Source organism: Streptomyces sp. NPDC127084 (assembly GCF_042724175.1).
GTDB lineage: Bacteria > Actinomycetota > Actinomycetes > Streptomycetales > Streptomycetaceae > Streptomyces.
In genome coordinates, this window is the sequence record NZ_JBHXFA010000082.1 from 1 (window position 1) to 21,433 (window position 21,433).

Annotated in this window: 22 protein-coding genes and 4 pseudogenes; 9 read left to right on the forward strand and 17 right to left on the reverse strand. The window is 68.1% G+C overall.

Features of this window, described 5'->3' with window-relative positions; translation table 11 throughout:
- Positions 1-849 precede the first annotated feature (849 nt).
- Positions 850-2,013, forward strand: coding sequence for a hypothetical protein (locus ACFWI9_RS19750; RefSeq protein ID WP_387163680.1), 1,164 nt, complete (start codon positions 850-852; stop codon positions 2,011-2,013).
- 548 nt (positions 2,014-2,561) lie between these two features.
- On the opposite strand, the gene ACFWI9_RS19755 is transcribed toward ACFWI9_RS19750, so the two are convergent.
- Positions 2,562-2,846 carry a hypothetical protein gene (locus tag ACFWI9_RS19755; protein WP_387163683.1) on the reverse strand — a complete coding sequence of 95 codons (285 nt, stop codon included), beginning with the start codon at positions 2,844-2,846 and terminating at the stop codon, positions 2,562-2,564.
- 1,017 nt (positions 2,847-3,863) lie between these two features.
- On the opposite strand from ACFWI9_RS19755, the gene ACFWI9_RS19760 reads away from it, so the two are divergent.
- Together ACFWI9_RS19760 and ACFWI9_RS19765 are read left to right on the forward strand one after the other, a co-directional pair.
- Positions 3,864-4,046 (forward strand): hypothetical protein, encoded by a 183-nt coding sequence (locus ACFWI9_RS19760; protein WP_387163685.1) that lies wholly within the window; start codon positions 3,864-3,866, stop codon positions 4,044-4,046.
- 567 nt (positions 4,047-4,613) lie between these two features.
- A complete protein-coding gene (locus ACFWI9_RS19765; protein ID WP_387163686.1) occupies positions 4,614-4,898 on the forward strand; it encodes a hypothetical protein in 285 nt (94 codons plus the stop codon).
- Positions 4,899-5,237: 339 nt separating this feature from the next.
- Here the strand turns inward: ACFWI9_RS19765 and ACFWI9_RS19770 are convergent, their stop codons facing one another.
- Complete coding sequence (locus tag ACFWI9_RS19770) at positions 5,238-5,834, reverse strand: HD domain-containing protein (RefSeq protein ID WP_387163688.1); 597 nt, start codon at positions 5,832-5,834, stop codon at positions 5,238-5,240.
- Positions 5,835-6,013: 179 nt separating this feature from the next.
- Here ACFWI9_RS19770 and ACFWI9_RS19775 point away from each other — a divergent pair, with 179 nt between their 5' ends.
- Positions 6,014-6,343, forward strand: coding sequence for a hypothetical protein (locus ACFWI9_RS19775; RefSeq protein WP_387163690.1), 330 nt, complete (start codon positions 6,014-6,016; stop codon positions 6,341-6,343).
- Positions 6,344-6,710: 367 nt separating this feature from the next.
- Here ACFWI9_RS19775 and ACFWI9_RS19780 read toward each other — a convergent pair whose 3' ends face one another.
- Positions 6,711-7,790, reverse strand: coding sequence for a PP2C family protein-serine/threonine phosphatase (locus ACFWI9_RS19780; protein WP_387163692.1), 1,080 nt, complete (start codon positions 7,788-7,790; stop codon positions 6,711-6,713).
- 709 nt (positions 7,791-8,499) lie between these two features.
- On the opposite strand from ACFWI9_RS19780, the gene ACFWI9_RS19785 reads away from it, so the two are divergent.
- Positions 8,500-9,270: a transposase gene (locus tag ACFWI9_RS19785; RefSeq protein ID WP_387163694.1), complete on the forward strand. Its 771-nt coding sequence runs from the start codon at positions 8,500-8,502 to the stop codon at positions 9,268-9,270.
- A gap of 56 nt (positions 9,271-9,326) precedes the next feature.
- Here the strand turns inward: ACFWI9_RS19785 and ACFWI9_RS19790 are convergent, their stop codons facing one another.
- The 4 genes and pseudogenes from ACFWI9_RS19790 to ACFWI9_RS19805 all read right to left on the reverse strand — a co-directional run bounded on the left by ACFWI9_RS19790 (position 9,327) and on the right by ACFWI9_RS19805 (position 11,062).
- On the reverse strand, positions 9,327-9,638 hold the full coding sequence (locus tag ACFWI9_RS19790; RefSeq protein ID WP_387163695.1) for a hypothetical protein: 312 nt from the start codon (positions 9,636-9,638) through the stop codon (positions 9,327-9,329).
- A 62-nt stretch (positions 9,639-9,700) separates the two neighbouring features.
- A complete protein-coding gene (locus tag ACFWI9_RS19795; protein WP_387163697.1) occupies positions 9,701-10,321 on the reverse strand; it encodes a hypothetical protein in 621 nt (206 codons plus the stop codon).
- A gap of 73 nt (positions 10,322-10,394) precedes the next feature.
- Positions 10,395-10,954: pseudogene (locus tag ACFWI9_RS19800) on the reverse strand (kinase).
- Positions 10,955-11,062, reverse strand: a complete 108-nt coding sequence (locus ACFWI9_RS19805; protein ID WP_387163699.1) for a DUF6042 family protein — start codon at positions 11,060-11,062, stop codon at positions 10,955-10,957.
- 249 nt (positions 11,063-11,311) lie between these two features.
- Here ACFWI9_RS19805 and ACFWI9_RS19810 point away from each other — a divergent pair, with 249 nt between their 5' ends.
- Positions 11,312-11,638 carry a DUF6087 family protein gene (locus tag ACFWI9_RS19810; RefSeq protein ID WP_387163701.1) on the forward strand — a complete coding sequence of 109 codons (327 nt, stop codon included), beginning with the start codon at positions 11,312-11,314 and terminating at the stop codon, positions 11,636-11,638.
- A gap of 244 nt (positions 11,639-11,882) precedes the next feature.
- Here ACFWI9_RS19810 and ACFWI9_RS19815 read toward each other — a convergent pair whose 3' ends face one another.
- Both ACFWI9_RS19815 and ACFWI9_RS19820 read right to left on the reverse strand, forming a co-directional pair.
- A complete protein-coding gene (locus tag ACFWI9_RS19815) occupies positions 11,883-12,647 on the reverse strand; it encodes a hypothetical protein (protein ID WP_387163703.1) in 765 nt (254 codons plus the stop codon).
- A 214-nt stretch (positions 12,648-12,861) separates the two neighbouring features.
- Positions 12,862-13,032, reverse strand: a pseudogene (locus tag ACFWI9_RS19820) (winged helix DNA-binding protein); the annotation flags it as partial.
- 88 nt (positions 13,033-13,120) lie between these two features.
- On the opposite strand from ACFWI9_RS19820, the gene ACFWI9_RS19825 reads away from it, so the two are divergent.
- The 3 genes from ACFWI9_RS19825 (at position 13,121) to ACFWI9_RS19835 (ending at position 14,841) form a co-directional block, all read left to right on the forward strand.
- A complete protein-coding gene (locus ACFWI9_RS19825; protein ID WP_387163705.1) occupies positions 13,121-13,720 on the forward strand; it encodes a hypothetical protein in 600 nt (199 codons plus the stop codon).
- A gap of 471 nt (positions 13,721-14,191) precedes the next feature.
- The gene (locus ACFWI9_RS19830) at positions 14,192-14,458 is read left to right on the forward strand and encodes a hypothetical protein (RefSeq protein ID WP_387163707.1); all 267 of its coding nucleotides are present in this window, start codon (positions 14,192-14,194) and stop codon (positions 14,456-14,458) included.
- The gene (locus tag ACFWI9_RS19835) at positions 14,455-14,841 is read left to right on the forward strand and encodes a hypothetical protein (RefSeq protein ID WP_387163708.1); all 387 of its coding nucleotides are present in this window, start codon (positions 14,455-14,457) and stop codon (positions 14,839-14,841) included. Before ACFWI9_RS19830 ends, ACFWI9_RS19835 begins: the two co-directional genes overlap by 4 nt.
- Before the next feature lie 125 nt (positions 14,842-14,966).
- On the opposite strand, the gene ACFWI9_RS19840 is transcribed toward ACFWI9_RS19835, so the two are convergent.
- The 8 genes and pseudogenes from ACFWI9_RS19840 to ACFWI9_RS19875 all read right to left on the reverse strand — a co-directional run.
- On the reverse strand, positions 14,967-15,221 hold the full coding sequence (locus ACFWI9_RS19840; RefSeq protein WP_387163709.1) for a hypothetical protein: 255 nt from the start codon (positions 15,219-15,221) through the stop codon (positions 14,967-14,969).
- Positions 15,222-15,328: 107 nt separating this feature from the next.
- Positions 15,329-15,682 carry a DUF3846 domain-containing protein gene (locus tag ACFWI9_RS19845; protein ID WP_387163711.1) on the reverse strand — a complete coding sequence of 118 codons (354 nt, stop codon included), beginning with the start codon at positions 15,680-15,682 and terminating at the stop codon, positions 15,329-15,331.
- Positions 15,683-15,863: 181 nt separating this feature from the next.
- Positions 15,864-16,271: a hypothetical protein gene (locus ACFWI9_RS19850; RefSeq protein WP_387163713.1), complete on the reverse strand. Its 408-nt coding sequence runs from the start codon at positions 16,269-16,271 to the stop codon at positions 15,864-15,866.
- A 115-nt stretch (positions 16,272-16,386) separates the two neighbouring features.
- Positions 16,387-16,809 (reverse strand): hypothetical protein, encoded by a 423-nt coding sequence (locus ACFWI9_RS19855; protein WP_387163715.1) that lies wholly within the window; start codon positions 16,807-16,809, stop codon positions 16,387-16,389.
- Positions 16,810-17,126: 317 nt separating this feature from the next.
- Positions 17,127-17,516 (reverse strand): DUF3846 domain-containing protein, encoded by a 390-nt coding sequence (locus ACFWI9_RS19860; protein WP_387163717.1) that lies wholly within the window; start codon positions 17,514-17,516, stop codon positions 17,127-17,129.
- Between the two features lie 284 nt (positions 17,517-17,800).
- Positions 17,801-18,995: pseudogene (locus ACFWI9_RS19865) on the reverse strand (RNA-guided endonuclease InsQ/TnpB family protein).
- Between the two features lie 358 nt (positions 18,996-19,353).
- Positions 19,354-21,099, reverse strand: coding sequence for a pentapeptide repeat-containing protein (locus tag ACFWI9_RS19870; protein WP_387163718.1), 1,746 nt, complete (start codon positions 21,097-21,099; stop codon positions 19,354-19,356).
- An 88-nt stretch (positions 21,100-21,187) separates the two neighbouring features.
- Positions 21,188-21,433: pseudogene (locus ACFWI9_RS19875) on the reverse strand (hypothetical protein); the annotation flags it as partial.

The following is a 21,433-nucleotide window of genomic DNA, read 5'->3' on the forward strand; positions in this document are numbered from 1 at the left end:
CCCAGCCCGAGCTGAGTTTGTTGGGGTTGGGGGCGGGGGGGCGGGCGCGGCCGCGCCCCCCGGGGGGGGGGGGGGGGGGGCCCCCGGGGGGGGGGGGGGGGGGGGGGGGTGTTTCGTAGTGAGGGCGTGGCTAGAGTCTGGGCTCTGGCCCCATATCCCCTCTCTGCTAGGTGGGTTGACGGGGTGTCGGGCAGCGTGTGAGGGCCCCTGTCGGGGCCGAGGGGGGCGGGGTGGGGTGACGGTACCGGTACGGCGGTACGAGGGGACCGGGGGCGGGGTGTCCCGGCATGGTGCGCGAGGGTGGCGGGGCGCCCTGCCGGGCGCAGCGCTTTTCTTTATTCTGGTGCGCGAGAATTCCACGATACGGGCGGGAAGCTTGTGGAATTCACGGGCGGCCTTGCGGCCGAATATCCCGAGATCGGAATTCACACCGATGGGGCGTAGCGGGCGGTCGAATAATTCCCAGTCCCGACATCCAACGATCCATTATGGATGCCTGAATCTGACAGTTAATCACATGTAATTAGAGGAAATTCCAACCCTTCCAGGAATGCAGTTCCGGGCGCTTTGGAAAGGTGAGAGAGCCCCTTGCGGGGCTGATAGTCCGGGGTTTCAGGCTGTCAGTTCAAGGTGGTACGCGTTCAGTTCGGCCGGGAGTGGCTGACGGGCCTCATTCTGTCCCTTCGCAAATCCCCACCGCTTGTCATTCGTATAGGATATAGTTGTCTTGTTGGTCGGCGGTGGCAGTCGCCCAACACCGAAAACTCACACCCAGACGGAGGGATCCGTATGCGCATCTTTTCATCGCAGGATGAGGCATCTGCGTTCATGGCGCGGGAGGTTGACCGGGTGGCAGAGGAAGTCGTGCGGGAGGTGGCCGGAGGTATCCGGCTGACGGTGTTTCCGCTCATGCTCGGAGGCGGGGCGTTCACGAACGTCTACGACATCAGCTGGGCGACGGTGAAGAACACGGCTGCGGTGCATGTGCCGTCCCGGCCGGTTCCGGTGCTGGACTTCGCCAGCACCCGCCGTGCGGCCGTCGCGGCGAGCGGAGCGTTCTTCTTCCTCGCCGACGAAGCTTCCGCTTCGCCTTCTCCGGCGAGCCTGAACTTCGCCGTGGCCGACGGCAGGCTCCGGAGCCTGCCGGTGACCGACCGCGAGGCACTGATCTGCCAGAACGGACAGCTCACACTCACTCACATCCCCGCACACGGGCGGCTGATGCTCAACGGCAGGGAACTGGTCTGGGAAGGCTCCCGGACCGGGCGCGTCGCGGACTGCTACGCCTACGGCAACGGCAACGCGGTCATCAACGGACTCGCGCACCCGGTCACCGGTAAGGCCCGCGTACTGAACGAGCAGTCCCGCACTACACCCGTTCTGCCCCCGTCGGCAGGCTGGGCAGACGTCGCCTTCCGCACAGCAGCGGACGGCACATTCGTCTCGACGGCAGTGGCACCCAGCGGCAACCTCGACATCTTCTCCGCCCACCTGGTCCTGCGCTGCCCCACCAGCCTGATAGCGGGACGCGGAACCAACGTCCTGCGGATCGGATCCATCGGACCGCTGCACGAGGAGCAGCTTCCCGACGCTGCCGTGTCCGTCGGGCCCTCGCTCGGCCTGCTCGGACTGGAGGCACACCCGATCAACCACGACCACTCCCTGGGCGACAACGTCGCCTTCGCAAGCCGCCGTCTCACACGCCTCGTGCTCTTCCAGACCACCGACGGGCACACCCACCTGCGCCTGTTCGACGGCCGCCCCGGATCACGCACCTTCACCGGCGTCACCCCCGACGAAGCATCCGCCGCAGTCTCCGCCGAAGCCAACGTGACCTGGGGCTGCTTCCTCGACGGCGGCCAGACCGCCAAGATCTGCATCCGCGATACCCACGGCCACCACACCACCTACGGCAACCGCCACTACCTCCGCTGGCCCCGCAACGGCGAACACGGCTTCCGCTGGACACCCGACGCAGGCCGCCCCGTCGGCAGCCTCATCACCCTCAACTAACCCCCAACCGGGTGCCCCCCACCCGGGGCACCCCCCACCCACACCCCGCCCCGGGAACGGCTCCAGCCGCTCCCGGGGCAAGGGCACGGCGCAGGAGGTAGGGGCGCGGCGCGGGGGCGGGGCACTGCGCGGTGGAAGTCGCCCAAGCCCCGCAGGCGCAAAGCGCCCAAGGGCAAGGAGGCAGGCAGCGCGCAGCGAGGGCACAGGACGCGCAGCGTCCCCGTGCCCGACTGCCAGCCTCCGCAGTGCGTGAGAGCGCGCAGCGCTCGGACCGGGCCGCAGCGCAGCGAAGCGCCCGGCACGCAGCAAGGTGGGGCGGGGAGCGAAGCGGGCCGCCCCACCAGGCGACGACCACCACGCAGCGCCCCGCCCCCGGGGAGAAAACAAGCGCTGCGCCCCACGACACCACGCCCCGGCCACACCACCGCAGCGCGCAGCATGCCTCGATAAGAGCGCCAAACGGCAGCCAGCAACCACAGAAGCACACTCAGGATGACAACACCGAAGCCGCGCCCCCCGCGTCGCTCAGCAACGCCATAGCACGGGTGTCAGCGGTCGGCCGGTCCGGCGCCACGGAAATCGCCCCCGAGCACCTGCCGGATCCTGGCACGGGCGGCGTCCAACTCCTCTTCGGTGAACGCCCCGTGCTCTTCCCCGTAGCGATCCAGCTCCTCCCTCACCAGACGCCGCCTGGCACAGCCCACCTCAACCTCCGCCCCGACGCGCTCCGTCACCATGCCCGCGACAATCCCGGGCACATCGCCGGACAGCCTCTCGAGCCCCACCACCACCTCAGCCGGCAGCAACACAGTGACACGCCTCATCTCCGCCATGAACACACCGTACGGGCGCAGCAACACGGGGCCGGCCGATGGCCAGCAAAGGGGGCTGCACCCTGACGGGCGCAGCAGGGGCGGCAGGGCCGGGCCCCTGCCGGGGCCCGGGTGATCACAGCAGAGGCCGGGAGCACACAGAAGAACAAGGGGCCGGCCGTTGGCCAGCAAGGAGGCAGCCCCTGACGGGGGCTTCGCTGGTGGCGCGGGCCGGGCCCCTTCCGGGGCCCGCGGTTCGCCGGCGCCGCCGAGGCGGAGGCGTTCGACGAACGGGCTCGCCGCAAGCTCAAACAGCTCGGAACCCGGCACACGGAGCGCGCCGCGGCCATCCGGAAGACATAAGCGGGCCGGTGAGCCCCCGTGTCCAGGGCAACCGGGCGACCAGGGGCAGGACCAGGAGCGACCGGGTACGGCGACGACTCCGGCAGCGGGACGAGCGGCAGACACTGAGCAGCTCGAGGCAACAGCCGACCGGACAGCGCGCCCAGCGCCCGGCCCCCTCCGTCGAGGAGAAAAGGGAGAAGACCCCATTCGGGGCCCGTCCTGGCACTCACACAATTTCGAGCTGCTGCGCGGCCGGGGCGCACCAGGCTGGATACCTCCAGCCCGTAGACGACGTTCCACGGACCTGCCGTGGGCTTCGCTCGGGCCCAAATCACGACCGGCTCGCTGCCGCCCGAGGGAATCACCATGCGGCAGGCCAGGCCAACTCCCCTAGGCCTCACTGTGCGAGAACAGCCAGACCAACAGGTCTCTATGCATGAGCGGGCCCGCCATTCAAGAGAGCGGGAGCCGCCCGAATCGGAGGGGTTGCGGACCTAGCCCCCGCCTCCGTCACCATGCCGCCCCGCAACGCGAACTTCTCTCCCCGCGATCCTGTCCCGGACATACCCAGCCCCCTGAAGAGACCGGGGAGGGGTTGCGCCGCTAACCCATGCCTCCGCCAACGTGCCGCCCGAACCACCGCGCCCCCGTCCGGACCGCGTGACCCCTTTTCCGATACCGAGAGGACCACCCGTGAACTTCGACCCCGTACTGCTCGTACTGCCCCTGCTCATCGCCATGGGGATCGTGTGCGCCGCGATCGTCTGCATCGTGGCCATCTGCCGCGCCCACCGGACCGACACCGTCGCCGTCCTCAAAGCGCTCCCCGAGCTGACGGCCGCCTTCCTCCGCTACCGCCAAGGACCACGCCGATGACCAAACCACCAACCGGCAAGCGTGCCGCCACACCGGCATACGGCGCCATGGCCACGGCGCCGGCCCCGCATGTGGACCCGAAGGACATCGCCAAGACGCACAACCCCGAGCCCGCCACACAGATCCAAGGCGGCACAAAGATCCGCCGAAGTTCGAGTTCGGATCGGTCATGCAGCCGCCCAAGGAGTTCATCGCGGACATGTTCTACAAGGAGAAGAACCTGATGCACGTCTTCCTCAACAAGGAGAAGCACGTCGTCCTCGACATCGACGGGGTTCATCTTCTTCATCAGCGACTCGATGCCGGCCGTGGACTTCGACGGCAAGAGGCACAAGCCCAAGCTCGCCATCCTCCTCACACACGCCGACTTCTCCGGTACACCAAGGGGGGACAGGCAGACGACGATGCGCGACACGTCCACCCACCCCCCTTCGACATCTCCGAGGTCGTCATAGCCGTCTACGTCCGGAAGCAACCGCGTCGACATGGCTGGTCAGACGCAGGCGCGCCATCGACGGGTGTGCCAAGGGGCACGTCTTCAGCACCCGCTTCTTCATCAGCAACTCGATGTCGGTCGTGGGCTTCGAGGGCAAGTACAAGCTCGCCGACCTCGCCATTCCCGGCAAGGAGAAGCAGTCGCTGGTCGACGAGGACATCCACTGCATGAGCACGCACGTCCAGAAGCGGAACATGCCGAGATGGCTGGTCAGGCGCGGACGCGCCATCGACGGGTGCGCCCACGGGCACGTGTTCAGTACCGCTGCGCTGGTGGCGGCAGGACGCGAAAGACCGGAGAAACAGCGGAAGTTCGGGCGAAATGCCGGAAGCCTCGTTGTCGGTGCGGAGGCTTAGAGTGCGGCCTGGGCCCGCCAGCGACTGGGGGAGACCCCCGCACGGCCTGCTCTGGCCGGCTGCCGTGCGGCGATCTCCCCGTGTCTGCCGTGAGGTCCACCCGCTCCGCTACCTACAGAGAAGAGGCCACATGGCACCACTGGACGCGTCAGCCTCCGAACCAGACCGTACCCGAGAGCACCCACAGTCGAGCCGTCCCGGCTGGGCGTTCCTCCTTGCAGGCGTAGCGGCCATGGCCGCCATCACCGCCCTGGCCCTGACCGGCCACGGAGAAGCCGCCACCGCTCTCGGCGCCGTGCCAGCCACCGCACTACCCACAGCAGCAGTGATGCTCCGCCGCTAGAAAACCCCGTGCCCGTGCACCGCCACGAGCTCCGCGAGATCGGGCACGCCGAACAAGGCGACCATGCCCTCGAAAGCCGCGGTCTTGTCCTCACCGAAACGGCCGACATACGCGGCGTAGGAGTCGGCGGTGACGAACTTCGGCGGCGTGGCCTTGCTGTGGAACTTGTCCGCATACATCACCAGCCGCTCCTCCACCGTCACCGCCACGTAGTCCGCCGGCGGCAACGGCAGCCCCTGCGCCTCCACATCGGCCTTGGTCAGACCGACCCCTGTGTGGCAGGAGCAGAACCGGCGCAACGGCTCAGCAAAACCCTCCGCCTCAAGGAGCTCATGCCCGAGCAGACCGTGCCGCACATAGTTCGCCTGGTCCAGCCGCCCGTGGGCGTCGTAAAGGCGATAGACGCCAATGTCATGCAGCAAACACCCAGCACGAACCAAATCCACATCAACATCGAGACCCGACGCGGAAATCAGCCGCTCCGCAACACCCCACACAATCTCGCAGTGCGTGAATACCAAGTTGAACGCCTCCGCGGACGGCGCGTACTTCTCATGCAGCCCGCGAATCTCATCCATGCTGGGAATATCCATCCCGCGACCCTATCAACCACAAACTCCGCTCACAGGACCTACCGAAAAACCCATCGGAATCCCCGTCGACCTGAACAACGGCCGGTACCCGCGACCGGGCCGACGCAGCCGGCGCCGGGCATGCGGGTGGTGCTGCCAGTCAGGGTGATACACGCCCCAGAGCGGGCACGATGGTCGGCATGGGAAGCGTCGAAGAGCGGGAAGCAGCCATGGCATTGGCGAAACGAGCCCATGAGGTCGGACGCGTTCTGGACGCCACGCCCTGGCAGCGGATCCTGCGCGCGCTCAGCGCCGGCCCTCTCGGGCGAACGCGCCGGATGTGGGACGTCGTCACCCTGGCCACGCCCTGGCAGGACACCCCATCCCCCGAGCGGCCAGGCTGGCGGGAACGCGCCGCGAACCTCCACGACGAATTCGCTTTCTCCGTCGACTACACCACCTGCCCGCACTGCCGACTCGGCTGGGTCGAATCGCCCTGGCCGCGCTCCGCGCCGAACACCCCGGCCTGACCTGGCACACCCTCGGCAGCCACTTCCACGACCCGGAACGGGAACCCGGCGAGCCCCTACCGGCACCCAGACCGCGCAGCGGCCTGACACCCTCCCGAGCGCCCACCGCACGGCCCACCGGCGCGGCCCGACCACCAACAGAGCCCCCGCCACACAGCAAGAGATGACCCCACCCCGGGAGCAGCGCCCCGTCCCCTCCCCCACCACCAAGCGACACACCCTCAGAACGGGCCGGCCAATGACCGGCTGGGGGCTGCCCCCTGACGGGGGCTTCGCGGACGGCAGGGGCCGGGCCCCTGACGGGGCCCAGGGCCTGAAGGCGCCAGGCACCGCGCTCGGGACGTGGCCGGCAGGTCACGGCGGTCTGTCACTCAGGAGACGGCAGCTGCGCCGACTGCTGGTTTCCTGCTTCTTCGTTGGGACGGTAAACGAGGAGCATTGCCGCATCGTCCGCCAGGCGGCCGGCGGTGTGGCGGATCAATCCGCGGTGTAGTTGTTCCAGGAACTCGTGTGGGGTGCAGGTGTGCACCGCTTCCATGGCCTCGGGCAGGGCGAAGAAGTCGTTGTTGTCAGGGTTGCGGGCTTCGATCACGCCGTCGGTGTGCAGCAGCAGACGGTCGCCGGGTGCGAACGGATAGCTCTCCGCCTTGACGGGAGGACCGGGGCAGAGGTCTTCCAGGCCGAGGGGCGGCAGTGGCGAGGGAGGCATCAGGGCATGAACCTTGCCCTGGCGCAGTACCAGCGGAGGCGGATGGCCGCGGTTGACCACCTGGACCTCGGGTGTGTCGGACACCTGGGCTACGAGCGCGGTGACGAAACCCTCCAGCAGAGTTTCCTGATCGACCGCACCCGGCACTGCGCGCTCCTGTCGCAGCGCAGCCGCGCAATGGTTCATCACCTCCGAGAGTTCCTCCTCGTATTGCGCGGTCACCCGGAAGGCGCTCAGCACGGCTGCGGCCGCGCGCACGGCAGGCAGTCCCTTGCCCCGGACGTCCCCCACGATCAGCCGGACCCCGTACCGGGTCTGCACAGCCTCGTACAGATCACCGCCAATCTGCGCCCCCGTCTCGGCCGCGAGGTACATGCTGGCCGCCCGCACCGGGCCCAGCCGGGCGGGGACTGGACGCAAGATGGCCTCCTGGGCTGCCATGGCGATCCGACGGACCTGGTCGAGCTCGCTCTGCCTGCGCGTACGTACAGCATTACTCATCGTGACACTGGCCAGGGACACCAGGAACAGACTCACAAGGTTGCTGTAGTACGCCTGGTCATAGGCGGGGGACATCAGGTCGGTGACCAGGGCGAGAGCCGCTACGGAGAGAATGCCCTTCGGGCCCATCGTCAACGCGGCCACCGCCGGCATCGCGGTGAGGAAAGTGCCGGTGACCAGAAAGTTTGCAGGTGAAAGCTCGATGCCCAGCGCGACCAAGACGACCACGAACGGCACGCACTGCGTGACTCGGAAAAGGGCCCGACTGTGACCGCCCAGGCCTGGCGGAGGGGCCGCGCGAAAGAGTGATCGCATGGATACAGCCTGCCTGGCTGAAACTGAGTGTTCTACTCACCGCTCTCGTGGCCTCCCGGGATATCCGGGAACCCATCACCGACAGCCCCTACCGCGCCGGTCAAGTACAGCGCTCAGGCCCGCCAGCTCCACCGCTGATCCGCCACCTGAAGGGCCGAACACACGTGTGCCGAGGCACGGTAGCTGTCACCGCCGGTTGCGCAGACCCGCGATCTTTCATGAATGAGGCACCGCAGTTTGTCACGGCCTGGTGCTGCCAGACCACGATGTAGGTCATGAGGCGGCGGTCGGCTTCGGCAATATCGGCACACGCGGGCTCCTCGTTGGAGGAACCACACTGGGGCCGCACCAGCGAGGGGCGGCCGATCGCGTGGGCGGGCAGCGCACCTGACGACTGGTGAGCGGCGGTGAGACCGGCGACAGGACCCTGGGGCGCACAGGCGGCCCGGGGTCCTTCGCTGTCCGGGGCCAGGGGCACCGCTTCCAGGCCCTACACGCACTGGGGTGCGATGCCCGGGGTTCTGAGCCGCAAGCATCGCACTGACGTGCGTGCAGGCCCTGGGATCTTCGGGCGCTCCCCCGGCGAACTAAAGGGTGTTGCAGAAGGCTCAGTTCCGGGCATTTTCCCTGTATGGGTGGGGTGTTGCGGGCTGAGCCGGTGTGGGTGGAGACGTTCACGGGCTTGCGGATCGACCGGTTCGCGAGGCTGGTGAAAGTGGTGAGGGAACGGGGCGGGAACGGTCCCGGCGGTGGCAGGCCGTGGTGTCTGCCGCTGGCCGACCGGGTCCTGCTGGTGGCCGTCTACTACCGCACGAACCTCACCATGCGGCAGCTCGCCCCGCTCTTCGGGATCTCCCCGGCCACCGTCTGCCGGGTCATCCACCGCCTGCGTCCGTTGCTGGCCCTGGAGCCTGCCCCGCGGCCGGTCGTCGGCGAGGACCGGCTGTGGATCGTGGACGGGACCTTGATCCCAGTCCGCGACCGAAAGGTCGGCGCCTCGTCGAGGAACTACCGGTTCTCGGCGAACGTGCAGGTCATCATCGACGCGGACAGCCGCCTGGTGATTGCCTCGGCCCGGCCGGTGCCAGGCAACAAGGCCGATGCCCACGCTTGGCGGGAGTCGGGCTTGCCGGCTGCGGCCGCTGGGACGACGGTGATCGCGGACGGCGCCTACCTCGGCACCGGGCTGGTCGTGCCGCACCGCAAGAGAGCCGGTCGACCCCTCCTGCGCGGTCAGGAGGAGGACAACGCCGAACACCGACGCGTTCGTGCCCGCGTCGAGCACACCTTCGCCCGGATGAAGAACTGGAAGATCCTCCGCGACTGCCGTCAAAAGGGAGACGGCCTCCACCACGCCGTCCAGGCCGTCTCCACGATGCACAACCTTGCCATGACACGGTGAAACACCAGGCCAGACACCACTTCGGCCTGCCGAAGTCCGACCTTCTGCAACACCCTTTAGGTGCCGGCGGGGGTGGGATCGGTGAACGAGATCGGCTTGCCGGTGGCGTGGGCGTAGTCGATTTCCCTACTCGTGGACTCGCCGATGTACCCGCCAGGGTTGACGACCAGAACCCGGTCTGCCAGGTCGATCTTGCGCAGGTGGAGGGCGTCCAGCACGGTCTTCTGCTCGTCGGTGACCGGCCCGTCCGCTTCGCCTGGCGCGACAACGATGACCCCGGCGAAGGTCAGATCACGGTTCGCCGCATGCATCTCGTCCACGAACCGGGTAGAGCCGCAGATGCAGACGATTTCAGGTCGGTCGGGCACAGCAGATCCCTTCGATCGGCAGGGGGTTGGTGGGTGGCACTGCATCAGTGTTGACCGGCCGGTCAGCCGTCGGTTCGTTCCTTCTCGATCGCGTTCATCCTGCGGACCATGCCGATCTGCGCGCGGATCATCGTGTCGAACAGGGCCTCCGGGTCGCCGTCGGGGCCGGCGTTCGCAGCCAGCAGCGAGGCGACTTGGCTGGCGAGGACAGTGACCACGTCGGCAGTCCCTACCGGGCCGCGGACCTCGATCAGTTTGCGCACGGCGTCGTCGATGCGGTCCATGGCCTCCTCGCCCTGGAGGAACAGCCCGAGCCGGTCGGCGAGGAACATGCGGACGACCGCCACCCCGTCGGCCAGGGCGGTGTCCACGTTGAAGTCGGCGCGGGCCTTCTCCGACTCCTTGAGCACGGCCGGGATCGTGTACGTCCGCTGCTCCGGGATGAGGCCCTCCTTTCGCCACTTCGCGTACGGGATGGGGCCGACGGCGTCACGGCGTGCACGGTGTTCGTTGGTCGGGCGGCCGCCCGCGGTGCGGCAGGCCCGCCCTGCGGCTGCCTTGCAGGTCGGGCACTCGACACGGCGCATCCACGAGCGCACGAGGTCCATCTCGGCGCCGGAGCGGAGGTGGCGTCGCCACTCGCCGCCCCACGGGATGCTCTGCGGTCCGTTCTCCACGCTCATTGGCCCCCCTGGGTCCCGGTGGTGTGTGCCGTCTTGCGTGCCGTGAAACTGACCGTACCGGCGGTGACGCCCCTCAGCGGTCGATCGGGGGAATGCCGTCCAGGCCGCTCTCGGAGAGGATCTGTTGGACCGTGTCGTCCAGGCTACTGGCCGCGTCGATGACGGTCTCCAGGCCGCCTGGGAGCAAGTCCTTGTCGCGGTACCAGTCGCGTGAGTGGCCCTCGTTGACGTGCGCAAGATATGCGGCGTCTGGTTTCGTCGCGTGCCGGAGCACCGTCTCCTCGAAGGGCACGTGGAGGTAGTAGCACCGTGTGACGCCCTGGTGGGCACGCATCAGGTCCTGGAGCATCGAGCCGTAGCGGTTGGCGTACAGGATGCCCCTCCAGGACGACGTGAAAGCCGTTGTCGAGGGCGTAGCGGGCTGTGAGGTCGATCAGGCCGACGTTGGCGCCGCCGGGCCGGTCGCGTTCACGCAGCACAATCCGGCGCAGGTTGTCCTGGGCGACGATGGCGAGGTTGCGGCCGAACTTCTCGCGCAGGCCGGCCGCGACGGACGACTTGCCCGAGGCGTTGTTGGCGGAGCACGATCAGGCGCGTGTGGCTGGCTCGCCACGGTGCCGTGCGCGGCCTCAGTCACCCGCGGCTGACCTGGATGCGATTCTCGTGGAAGTGCTCCCAGTCCATGACCAGGCGGAAGCGACGGTGGGCCTCCAGGCGCACCGGGCACGGTGAACGGGCCACTCATGCAAGCGAGTTCGCCGCCAAGCACGTCCCCGTGAGGCACTGGCGAGGGCAAACCGAACGGCTCAACAGCGACGACCTCACATGCCGGAAGGCAAGAAGCCCTGTCAGCGCGGCCGAGGGCGGCCCACTCGCGGGCGGGCGGGGCGGGTGTGGTGTCGTCGAGGCCTAGGGCGGTGCGGACGGTGCGGCGCTGAACGTCGCGGGTGCAGCCGGCGTGCAAGACCACGGCTGCGCCATCCTGGCGCGATGGACGACGAGGAACCGTTGGCCGAGTGGGCCCGTAAGCGCGATGAGCGGCGAGAGCAGGCCCGGGGCCGGCTACGGGCTGTGCCGCTGACCGAGGGGCCACACCGTGCTGCTCATGTCGCCCCGGGCGCGCCCAGGGCGATTCAGGAGTTCGATGGCACAGGCTGGGTGACGGTGGGCGTCGCCGCCGACCTGGCGGCGGCGAAGGCGATCCTGTTTCCGCCGCAGCCGCCCGAGGAACGCCCCGTCGAATGGGACCGGCCCGCACTGGGGAAAGGAAGGGGACGCCACCGCAAGCCTGCCGCGTCGGACGAACGCGACCGCTGACCGGGGTTCGTCAGTCGAGGATCCCGAGCTCCGAATCCGGCCTGCAGAACCCGCAGGCCTTCACGCCTTCGTTGATGGTCTTTCCTCGCGCCGTCGGCTACGGCAGGGCGTGACCGGGCCCGGGGAACCGGGCGGACGACTGCGCCGACGCGACACCCGGGGGCCGTCTCATCCCGGACGGGCAGCCCGGAGCGTATGCCGCGAAGGCGGGCCGCTCCGGGCCGGGCGTGGCCGGGTCCCTTACTTAGCGCACGTCGACGAAGTCACCTGTGGCCTTGACCGCGGGGGTGGTGGAGGTTCCGGCGAAATTCCAGCGCCAGTAGCCGTCGGCGGCGGCGGTGACGGTGGTGCTCAGATTGCCCGTCGCGTTAGTCATGACGGTCTTGACCGTGGTGTAGGTGTCGCTGTTCTTCGGGCGGAACTGGAGCTGCACGGGCTGATTGGTGTAGCCCGCGTAGATGTACCTGTCCCAGTTGGCACGGGCCAGCTTGCCCGTGACCGTGATCTTCTTGCCCTTGGCGACCGGCTCGGGCGCGGCGTTGACGCTGAGCGTGGAACGTCGCTGCACGGGGTGGGTCATGTAGTCGTCCCCGTAGTAGTCGCCGTCCTTGGACGACAGCTGGACGTATACGTTCCAGTTCCCCGCGAGCGTGTTGCGGGGCAGGTCGATGTCCTTGTCGAGCTTGATCGTGAGCTTGCAGGTGGACGTCGTGGCGCTGGAGGCGGTGCAGGTCGGGACGCCGTGGTAGGTCCAGAAGTCGTCCCCCTTCTCGCGCTCGATGTGGAAGTACGCGTCCTTGCGGCTGATTCCCGAGTCGTCGGATGCGGTTACCGAGATGGTGAACGACTCCGTGCGGGAGGTACCGAAGACGATGGCCTTGCCGCCGTTCACGGACACCGACTTGATCACCACGCCGGTCTCCGCCGCGTACGCGGACGGCGCGGTGAGAACAGAGCCGGAAAGTGCGAGGGTGCTGGTGACAACGGCGCCTATGGATGCTGAACGCATGAATCCCCACTTGGTTCGAGCCGGCCGACGCCCTTGTGATCCCCCCGGGTCGCGGCACGGTAAGTGGTGTGAGCCTATGGCACCCGCATGCCAGGGCATGATCCGGGCTCGCCCGTGACGGCACGAGCTGCTTCCGTGTGGTCTTGAGACACTCCTGGTCTGGGGGGAGATCAGGGTCGAACATGCTGCGGCTTGGTCAGCCGATGCGGCAGTCGCGCCAGCGGTTGCCGCTGCGGGAGAGTAGACCCTTCTCCTCCAGCCGGCCGAGCTGGTAGGCGACCGACGAGGTCGACGAAAGTCCCACGCTCTTGCCGATCTGGCGGATGCTCGGGCCGTCGCCGGTATCCGCGATGTGGCGGAGGCGCCGGTTCCTGGGTCGATGCATCTGTGTCACGGAACGGCCACCAGCGCATGGTGATCTCCTGACATCCACCATGATGTCCCCCTGATCACGCACCGTCCTTGGGGGGACCATGCGACGCACCATCACCGCAGCCTGCGCAGCCGCGCTCCTGGGCACACTCGCCGCCTGTGGGGGCAGAAGCCAGCCTGACGCGAAGCCGCCGGCCAGTGCCAGCCCAACCAGCCCGAAGCCGGCCACTACGAAGTCCACGGCGGCTGAGCTCAGCCCAACGGCACTCCGCACATTCGGGAAGAGCTACACGAACACCAGCCACGACGACGAAGGCACGCCCTACATCGCCACCGTCTCAGTCCTCGGCTACGAACAGGACGTCGCGAAGCACTCCACCTCCGCAGATGAGGAGTTCAACACCGACGGCTACGTATGGGCCGCGCTGGAGCTGAAAGTCTGCGCCAAGACGGACGGCATCAGCGCCTCCCGCTTCCCATGGGTGCTGGCCTACACCGACGGCGCCCGCGTCGAGCCATCCGGAGTGACCTACGGCGACTTCCCCAAGCCTGAATACCCCATCGAGGCCCAGGTGAAGAAGGGCGACTGCATCAGAGGAAAGATCGTCTTCCCAGTGCCCGGCAACCAGAGGCCACACAAGGTCGTCTACTCCCCGGATAGTCAGCCTGAGTCCGCCGAGTGGAGCGTCCCCGCCAAGTAGCCCGGAGGTGAGCGCCCACGCCGGCCAAGGCGCTCGTCCTCGACACCGAAAAATGGGGCTGCCCCAGGCAGGACCGCGGCTACAGCAGCACGAGCAGCAGTTGAACCGGGCATCGCCCCCACTTCCCCGGCATCACCACCATTCTCCTCACCTGCTCACGTGCCTGGGCGGGCAGACGGGTCCCAGCCCACCCCCGTCAGGCGGTCGCCGCATGCCGCTGCCGATCGCACACAGCGGTACTCACGACACCGGGGAGTGCGCCCCGCCACGCTCCCCACCTCTCCGGCCGTTGACCAGCAGCCTCGCTCTCCTTCTGCTGGCAGTCCCGCTCGGCCCGGCCAGCGGCCCCTGCCTCACCAGCGAGCCGCCATGGAGGTCATCCAGCAGGCGTAGAAGACCTCGGCTCGGGGCGTCCGGCCGGACCCCGCAACGCCACACCCCCTGCGTATACGCCGATGTATACTGCCGTCCATGGCTGATGCGATGATCCGAGTCTCCGCCGACGTGCGGGACCGCCTTGCTGTTCTTGCCGAGTCCCGCGGCACCTCCATCGGTTCCCTGGTCAAGGAGTTCGCGGAGTCGAGCCTGACAGAGGAAGAGCGGCGCGAGCGCGCCGAAGCCACCCGCGCCTATCTGGCGGAGCATTTCGCCACGGAGGTCACGGACGAGGAGAGTGCCGCAATGGGCCGCCGCCTGCGCGAGGCGTTCGCCCGACCGGCACAGGACGATGCCGCGTGATCCTGCACCACCTCGTCCTGGACACAGCCACTCTGCTCGCCCTGTCCGGCAACCGGCAGGTCTCCGCCCTCATCCACCGCGCCAACCTCGAACCCGAGATGCGCCTGTGGGTACCCGTCCTGTCCGTGCTCCAGGCCGACCTCGAGAACCCGGGCATCGCCGAGCACATCGGACAACTCGAAGTTCTCCACACCATCGACCTCGACTACCCCGCCACCCTCGCCATCGCACAACTCCACCGAGCCGGCACGCCACTGGGAGCAGCCGCGGCAGTACATGCGGCCAGGACTCTCCCTCTCTGGGACACCGACGCGCTCGTCGCCACCGTCACCCCCGATCTCTACGACGAGCACAGCATCCGCATCTTCGACCTCAACCGCTGAGCCACCCCCCCACACACATACGCTCCACAGCCACAGAGCAACAAGACGGCGACCGAACCAGCCGCTCCCCCACCACCAAAAGGCCGGAGCAGCCAGGATCGCCGCCCCGACCGATCTCGTTTGGGTCAGGCGTTCCCGGCCGACCGGGTCACGGACTGGCGGCGCACGCAGCGCAGCGTGAGTGCGTGCGGGTCAGTGCCGTACGGGTCGGTCAGCCGGTAGCGCACGTCATCGCTGCCCAAGTAGTCGGCGCGGACGCAGTGGAAGCAGTCGCAGGGCCGGGCCAGGTACAAGCCGTGGTGCTTAGTGATGCTGCCGTGATACACGACCAGGTCACCGGGCTCGATCAGGTCGAGGGTGCGCAGCAAAGTGTCGGACATGCCGGTTCCTCCCGGAAAGGGGTGTGCGTTTCGGCGGCGGCGGGGGTGCCACTTCCCCCGCCACAAGGGCCGGGGCGCAGCGGCTCGGCTGCGCCCCGGGGTGGGGCTTAGAGCTCTTCTTCGAGGCTGGCCAGCAGCGTCAGGAACTGCTCCTTGCTTAGCGGCAGCGTGTCGCCCTCGGCGTCCGCGCCGCCGGTCAGCAGGACGGGCCCGTGGTAGTTCTGGTAGGTGAAGCCGAAGCGGACCGCCAGTACCGTCGCGAGCTTGTTGACCGGGTGGTTGTAGAGCCCTTCGTCGTCCAGCCACATGTCGAGCTGGCTCGTGAGCCCTACAACGTCCACCCGCTCGCAGCGGATCACAGCGCGCATGACGGTCAGTCGGGAGTCGGAGTCGGCGGGCAGGTTGACCGGGACGATGTCCGCCTCGGGGGTGATGAGCAGGGTGTCGGGCGTGCGGGTCATGGGTGACTCCTTCTCTCGCAGAGGTGTGTTCTCGGTGTTGGCCGACTGCCACCGCCAACCAACAAGACAACTATACCCCACACCAATCATTCGCGTCTATGAACCACCCTTCACCGGCGGAAACTTCGAGCGGCCATCCGGACGGGGCGCAGCCGGTCGGGCTACGCCCCGGTGGCCAACCTCAGGCCTCTACGGGCGGGGCGTCGGCATACTCGGCGCCCGGCTCTGGCGGGATCGGCTCGCCGGTGGCGGCGTCCGTGCAGTAGGCACTGAAGATCTCGGCTCGGTTGAGCGGATGGGCGGTGCAGTCACTCAATCGCCAGCCAAGGACGCGGGAGGCGTCGTCGGCGTGGTTGGTGCGCAGGACTGCGCCGCCGATGCGGCCGGACGTCAGCGACAGCAAAGCAATGACATCGAGGGCGACTTCCGTGTCAACGTCGGTGAACTCACCGACGTTGCGGAACGGCAGAACGGCCACGGTCCCCCTTGCGCGGCCGGCGACCGAGACGGTCAGGGTGTGGCACCCGTCGTCGACGGCGCCGAAGAGGCCCATCAGCAGGGCGGCGGCGCGCTCCGGGATGGAGGGCATCGGGGGAAGGCTGTAGGTCATGAGTCTGCCTCGCATATGAGTGGGTGCTCTCGGGGGTGCCACTCCCCCACCACTGGGGCCGGGGCGCAGTGGATCGACTGCGCCCCGGATTTGGTCAGTCCTGGACGAGCCGCAGGGCGCGGGTCTGGGCGGTCGTGTCGAGCGCCGGGGTACACCACTGGATGCTGTCGAGGACGAGTCGGTCGGTGACGTCGTCGAAGCCCTTGGGGGCGCCGGCGAGCATGCGGACGTAATAGGAGAACGCGAGCGCATCGAGTTCCCTGGCCGGGCCGATCTCGGGGAGCGGCGGATTGGTACGCAGGGCCGCGACGTAGGCCAGGGCGAGCAAGCCGAAGATGTCGGATTCGATGATCTCTTCGATCTTCCAGCCAGTGCGCTGCATCAGCGGCGCCATGCGAGCCAGGAGGTAACCCATGGCGTCTTCCATCTCGGCCTCGGTGTAGGGCATTTCCGGCTCTACGGCCGGTGCCTGGGCGGGGACGGCGGAGAGGTGACGGGGGGCGTTCTCGTTCGGCATGGTTCTCCTCGGTTCGGGAGCGCGTGCTTTCGGCTGCGGATCGATTGCCACCACCGATCCGCATAGTTCAATTATGCATTCTTCGAGTATCCATTTCAAGGGTTCTGGATCAGTTCGCGGCCATATTCCCCGTGGTCGGAGCGGGTTTTGGGCTCCGGGGGCGGGGCACTGTGCGGGCCGTGTCGTCGCCCCATGGCGTGCAGCGCCGTGGGCCGCGGGGAGCGGCAGGCGAAGCGAGGGAGCGAGGATTTTCCTTTTTCGGTTGTCCAGAGGGCCGGGGCCCGGAATTCACGTCCGGGGCCTGGGGCGACCTGGCGTCAGTGGCGTCGCGTGCTCGGTACGTGGGTGCCCGTGCGCAGCAGGTAGAGGTCGAGCAGCGTCAGGGCCTGGTCCTGGTCGAGTCCGTGGACGATGTCGGTCCTGGAGTCCATGGCACCGGTGAACACGACGTCGCCGAAGTGCAGGCCGGGGTGCGACTGGTAGGCCAGCAGCAGTGCCGAGGCGTGCGGATTGTGCGGGCGGCGCAGCTCGTTGGCGTCCTGGTCTGTCCACATGGTCAGCTCGCCGGTGAGGCTCAGCGGCTGGGTGGTGTCGCAGCACAGCGCATGCTGCGGGGTGGTGACGGTGCCCCAGTGGAGCAGGCGGAAGGTGCCGGTGGGCGACACCCAGAGCGCGAAGGTTTCGGTGGCTGTTGCTGTCGCGGGCATAGCTGTCCCCTTTGTCCGGAGTGCGGGTTTCGGTGTTGGTCGGCTGCCACCATCAACCGACAGGACAACTATACCACTCATGCATCACATTCGGGGTGTCGGTACCGCACTTCTCTCAGCGTTTTACGAGGTCAGAGGCCACCTGAGGGACAGTCGATCCGGCGCCGCCGCGCTTTGTCCCGCCCTGGAACCCGCGGATATGACGTGCCGTACGACATGCCCACCGTCGGTTGACTCCTCCCCCTCGTGAACGAGGGGGATTCCTAGCTCACTTCGCCTGACGCCTAGCAGGTGGCAGGGCTTACAAGATCAGCACTAGCCGGGTTGAGACCAGCCCGGACGAGCATCACGCGGGCGGAGTTCTTGTCCCTGGGCGAGACAGCTCCGCACGCGGTGCACGTATACGTCCTTTCGGAAAGAGGTAGTGCGTGCTTGACTCTCGCTCCGCACTTTGCGCAGTCCATGGTGGTGTGCGCGGGGTGGACCAGGTGGACGGTGCGGCCGTGCTTGCGGGCCATGTCGATCAGCGCTGTCTTGGTCGCGCTGATCGCGGCGTCGGCGGCCTTGCGGGCCATGGTGGTCTTCGCGAGGAACTTCGGCCGGAAGTCTTCCACGGCTATCACGTCGAAGTCGCGGACGACGTGCTTGGCCCATTTGCGGCCGGCGTCCTGCCGTTGCCGGGCGATCTTCTTGTGCATCTTCGCCGCAGCCTTGCGGGACTTGCGGTACCCGGCGGTGTCGGGCCGGTTCCTCGGAGTGCCGCGGCGGGCCATCATCCGCTGGTACCGAGCCAGCCTTGCGGCGGCAGTCTTCCCGTGCTCCGCATGGGGCAGATCGTGGGCGTCGGATGTGGTCGTCGCGGTCTCCCTCACCCCCCAGTCCACGCCGATCACCCGGCCCGTCGACGGCAGCGCCTCGGTAAGCGATGCCACCACGAACGAGGCGTACCAGTGGCCAAGGCTGTCCCGGTACACCCGCACACTGGTGGGTGCGGACGGCAGATCCCGCGACCACACCACGCTCAGCACGATCCCGCCCGCCAAGTGCAGGCGGCCGTCCTTGAGCCGGAAACCACGGGTGGTGTAGTTCAGCGACGGAGCAGCCTCACGCTTGCGCTTGATCCGGGGCAGCCCGGCCCGCTGCCCCATCGGCAGCTTCGCCTTGATGTCCGCCAGCGCCTTGGCACGGGACTTCGCAAAGTCCCGGATGATCTGCTGCTGCGGCACCGAGCTGCCTTCCCGCAGCCACGTCATCGACTGACGAGCCTCGGTCAGCATCCGATCGAGCTGCGCCGGGCCACAGGTCACCTTCCCGCCGATGGCCTTGTTGCGGACGCTTACCCGGCGCGACACGGCCACGCACTGTCGCGTTCCACACCCACCGACACCGCGCCCACTCGGCATCCAGCCGGGCAAGCGCACCGCGGGACACCCGCAGCCGGAAGGTGTACCGGGCATGCCCGGACCCCTCGGCGGCCATCGGTGTCCTCGTCATGATCTGAAGCTAACGCCCCCTACTGACAACGGAAGAGAGTGCGGGTCAGAACAGATGCGCAGAGAACTCCGCCGCTGCGCGGCTCCGACTCAAGGACCCATTCCTCCCCCGTCTGAAGGCCGGAGCTTCCTGGGAGATAAGCGCCGCGTATGGAGACGCGGCAGTGCCCCGCTCCTCGGCGAGGGCACTGCCGGGCACCGAAAGGCTTCCGTGGAGGCGCGGCGGATCGCGCGCGGTTCTGCGTGCCGCATGCCATGGACATCGCCGTGCACCCGGGCGAGCCCGCCGAGTTGGCGGCACCGGGGATGGCCTTGGTGCCCGTGAAGTCGTTGCCTGGTGGTGGTCAGCGCTTGACTCGGCCGCGAACCGCCAGGACCGCGAGTCCGAGCAGGACAGGTTCGACAAAGCGGGAGGACATCTCCGTGTACGTACCGACCGTAGTCAGGTCCTGGCCGGATGAACGGAAGATCACTGAGTTGATCGTGATCCTGAGCGACTTCTCGAACCGCTCGGTGGTGACGCGATCAGCCCATGGACCTGCGGGGTTGACCGGCTTGGGGGCGTCGGTGATCAGAGTGAGCGGTTGTCCTGCGGCGACCTGGCGACCCGTGATTTGCGGCTTCGGGGCCTGATCAGGCAAGCCCCAGAGCATCATGACCGCCACGGTGACGGTCGCCGCGGCGGCCAGAGCGGCCAGAGCACGGGAGGCGCGCAGCCCATACCCGGAGACCGCCCAGTAGGCGGTCAGGAGGGCACGCTCTGCCCAGGAACTGCCGGTGAGATCGTGGCGACGCATCTCGCACTCGCCGTAGTAGAAGTCTGCGGCTCCGGGTTCGTTCTTCCCGTCTTCCAGGGCCTTGCGTAACTGCCGGTAGAGCGCGGCGAGTGTCTCCGGGCCGTACGAGCGCGAGGCGTCAGGGGCTCTGGGGCCGGTTTGCCACCCGTGGGCGGGAGGCTCCATGTCAAAGAGGTGTGTCGCGGTGTCGGCGCGCCAGTGGTGTTCTTCTGCCAGAGTGCGTCGTCTTGACCACCGCAGGGGTATGGGTCCTTGGCGGCGCCACCCGGCCGGTGGGCGGGCGAAGACGGTACGGCCGTCCATACGGAGCTGATCCAGGTGTACAGCGCCGATGAAGCGGCATTCGGACAGGTCCATGTCCGTCAGAGTCAGGTGGGCGGCGTCCACCCCGCTCAGGCTCGTCACCCGGACGCCGGCACCTGGGCCACCCGTCCTCAGCCTGTGGGACAAGTGGACTTCGCTCAGGTCGGGAAATCGGGTGGGTTCGGCTGCCGCGGTGATCGGGCCTTCGAGGACCGCCCCGGCCAGGTCCATCTTTGCGTAGCGCAGCCGGAGCGCCGTGGATGGCGCCAAGCGTGTCCGCCGCAGGGACAGCTCCCGTGCGGCGATCATCATCGTCACCGGCGCCAGGAATGTGGCGTGATTCAGGATCACCGTGCCACCGCATTCCAGCGGGCCCAGCCACGGAGTGGTCTCGAAACGGGACGCAGTGAACGCCACGTCGCGCGAGAAGGTCGCGTAAGGAAATTGAACAGGGCCGGCGAAAGTAGCCACACGGAAGTGGGCGTTGCGCCGGAAGCTTGCCCCGCCGAAGGCCGCAGCGGCGCTGAAGGTCGCCCCGTCAAACCAGGCAGGACCGTCGAACGTTGCCTGACCGAAGGCGACGAGGCTGGTGAAGGTGACTCGCTCGAACGAAGCAGTCCGGGTGAAGGTGGCGCCGAGGAACGAAGCACTGCGGGTGAAAGTGGTCTCATCGAATCGGGCAGGCCCGGTGAAGGAAGCACCATCGAACTGCACCTGCCCGAGACGGGGATGGCCGGTGGTGGGGTCGCGCAGGGTGTCGAGTAATCGGGTGAGGAGCTCTTCGGTGAACGGGGTGCCGCGGTGGTCGATGTCAGCCCCTGGAGCCAGGCTGGCCAGGTAGGCGTCACGGTCAGCCACGTCGAGGTGAGCCAGGCAGGCTGTGTAGCCCGGAACGCGGATTCCGCGGCAGCTGGCCGGCAGCCCCTGAGCGGTGCCGTGGCCGCACTCCGGTTGCCACACCGGTGGAGGTTCGTTCCTCGCAGAAGTCATGACCCTACGACGATCGAACCCAGGCGGTAGGTTGCCCAGCCCCGCCGTCGGCCGGGACCGGCCCGGAGGGGCGCCTCGTCCCAGCCGCTCACCGTCCGGCCGCCGGCTGCTGCTCGCGGTCGGCGCGCCAGGCGGGGTGCTGGCAGTAGACGGCCAGGGAGCGCTCGAGGTCCAGGCACACTTCCCCGGGCTCGTTGCCGATTTCCGGGTCTGTCACGTAGCCGGCCGGGGGCTGCCAGGCGCGGCCGGGCTCCTCCAGCAGGCGGCGGTCCGGCGGGGGCGCCCCCCCCGGGGGGGGGCCGGGGGGGGGCGGGGGGGCCCACACCCCCGCGGG

Excerpts from the sequence above, each read along its gene's own strand:
- ACFWI9_RS19755 (WP_387163683.1), bottom strand. The coding sequence starts at position 2,846 with ATGGCGGAGATGAGGCGTGTCACTGTGTTGCTGCCGGCTGAGGTGGTG.
- ACFWI9_RS19765 (WP_387163686.1), top strand. The coding sequence starts at position 4,614 with ATGTCGGTCGTGGGCTTCGAGGGCAAGTACAAGCTCGCCGACCTCGCC.
- ACFWI9_RS19770 (WP_387163688.1), bottom strand. The coding sequence starts at position 5,834 with ATGGATATTCCCAGCATGGATGAGATTCGCGGGCTGCATGAGAAGTAC.
- ACFWI9_RS19775 (WP_387163690.1), top strand. The coding sequence starts at position 6,014 with ATGGGAAGCGTCGAAGAGCGGGAAGCAGCCATGGCATTGGCGAAACGA.
- ACFWI9_RS19785 (WP_387163694.1), top strand. The coding sequence starts at position 8,500 with ATGGGTGGGGTGTTGCGGGCTGAGCCGGTGTGGGTGGAGACGTTCACG.
- ACFWI9_RS19795 (WP_387163697.1), bottom strand. The coding sequence starts at position 10,321 with ATGAGCGTGGAGAACGGACCGCAGAGCATCCCGTGGGGCGGCGAGTGG.
- ACFWI9_RS19810 (WP_387163701.1), top strand. The coding sequence starts at position 11,312 with ATGGACGACGAGGAACCGTTGGCCGAGTGGGCCCGTAAGCGCGATGAG.
- ACFWI9_RS19815 (WP_387163703.1), bottom strand. The coding sequence starts at position 12,647 with ATGCGTTCAGCATCCATAGGCGCCGTTGTCACCAGCACCCTCGCACTT.
- ACFWI9_RS19825 (WP_387163705.1), top strand. The coding sequence starts at position 13,121 with ATGCGACGCACCATCACCGCAGCCTGCGCAGCCGCGCTCCTGGGCACA.
- ACFWI9_RS19830 (WP_387163707.1), top strand. The coding sequence starts at position 14,192 with ATGGCTGATGCGATGATCCGAGTCTCCGCCGACGTGCGGGACCGCCTT.
- ACFWI9_RS19840 (WP_387163709.1), bottom strand. The coding sequence starts at position 15,221 with ATGTCCGACACTTTGCTGCGCACCCTCGACCTGATCGAGCCCGGTGAC.
- ACFWI9_RS19845 (WP_387163711.1), bottom strand. The coding sequence starts at position 15,682 with ATGACCCGCACGCCCGACACCCTGCTCATCACCCCCGAGGCGGACATC.
- ACFWI9_RS19850 (WP_387163713.1), bottom strand. The coding sequence starts at position 16,271 with ATGCCCTCCATCCCGGAGCGCGCCGCCGCCCTGCTGATGGGCCTCTTC.
- ACFWI9_RS19855 (WP_387163715.1), bottom strand. The coding sequence starts at position 16,809 with ATGCCGAACGAGAACGCCCCCCGTCACCTCTCCGCCGTCCCCGCCCAG.
- ACFWI9_RS19860 (WP_387163717.1), bottom strand. The coding sequence starts at position 17,516 with ATGCCCGCGACAGCAACAGCCACCGAAACCTTCGCGCTCTGGGTGTCG.
- ACFWI9_RS19870 (WP_387163718.1), bottom strand. The coding sequence starts at position 21,099 with ATGACTTCTGCGAGGAACGAACCTCCACCGGTGTGGCAACCGGAGTGC.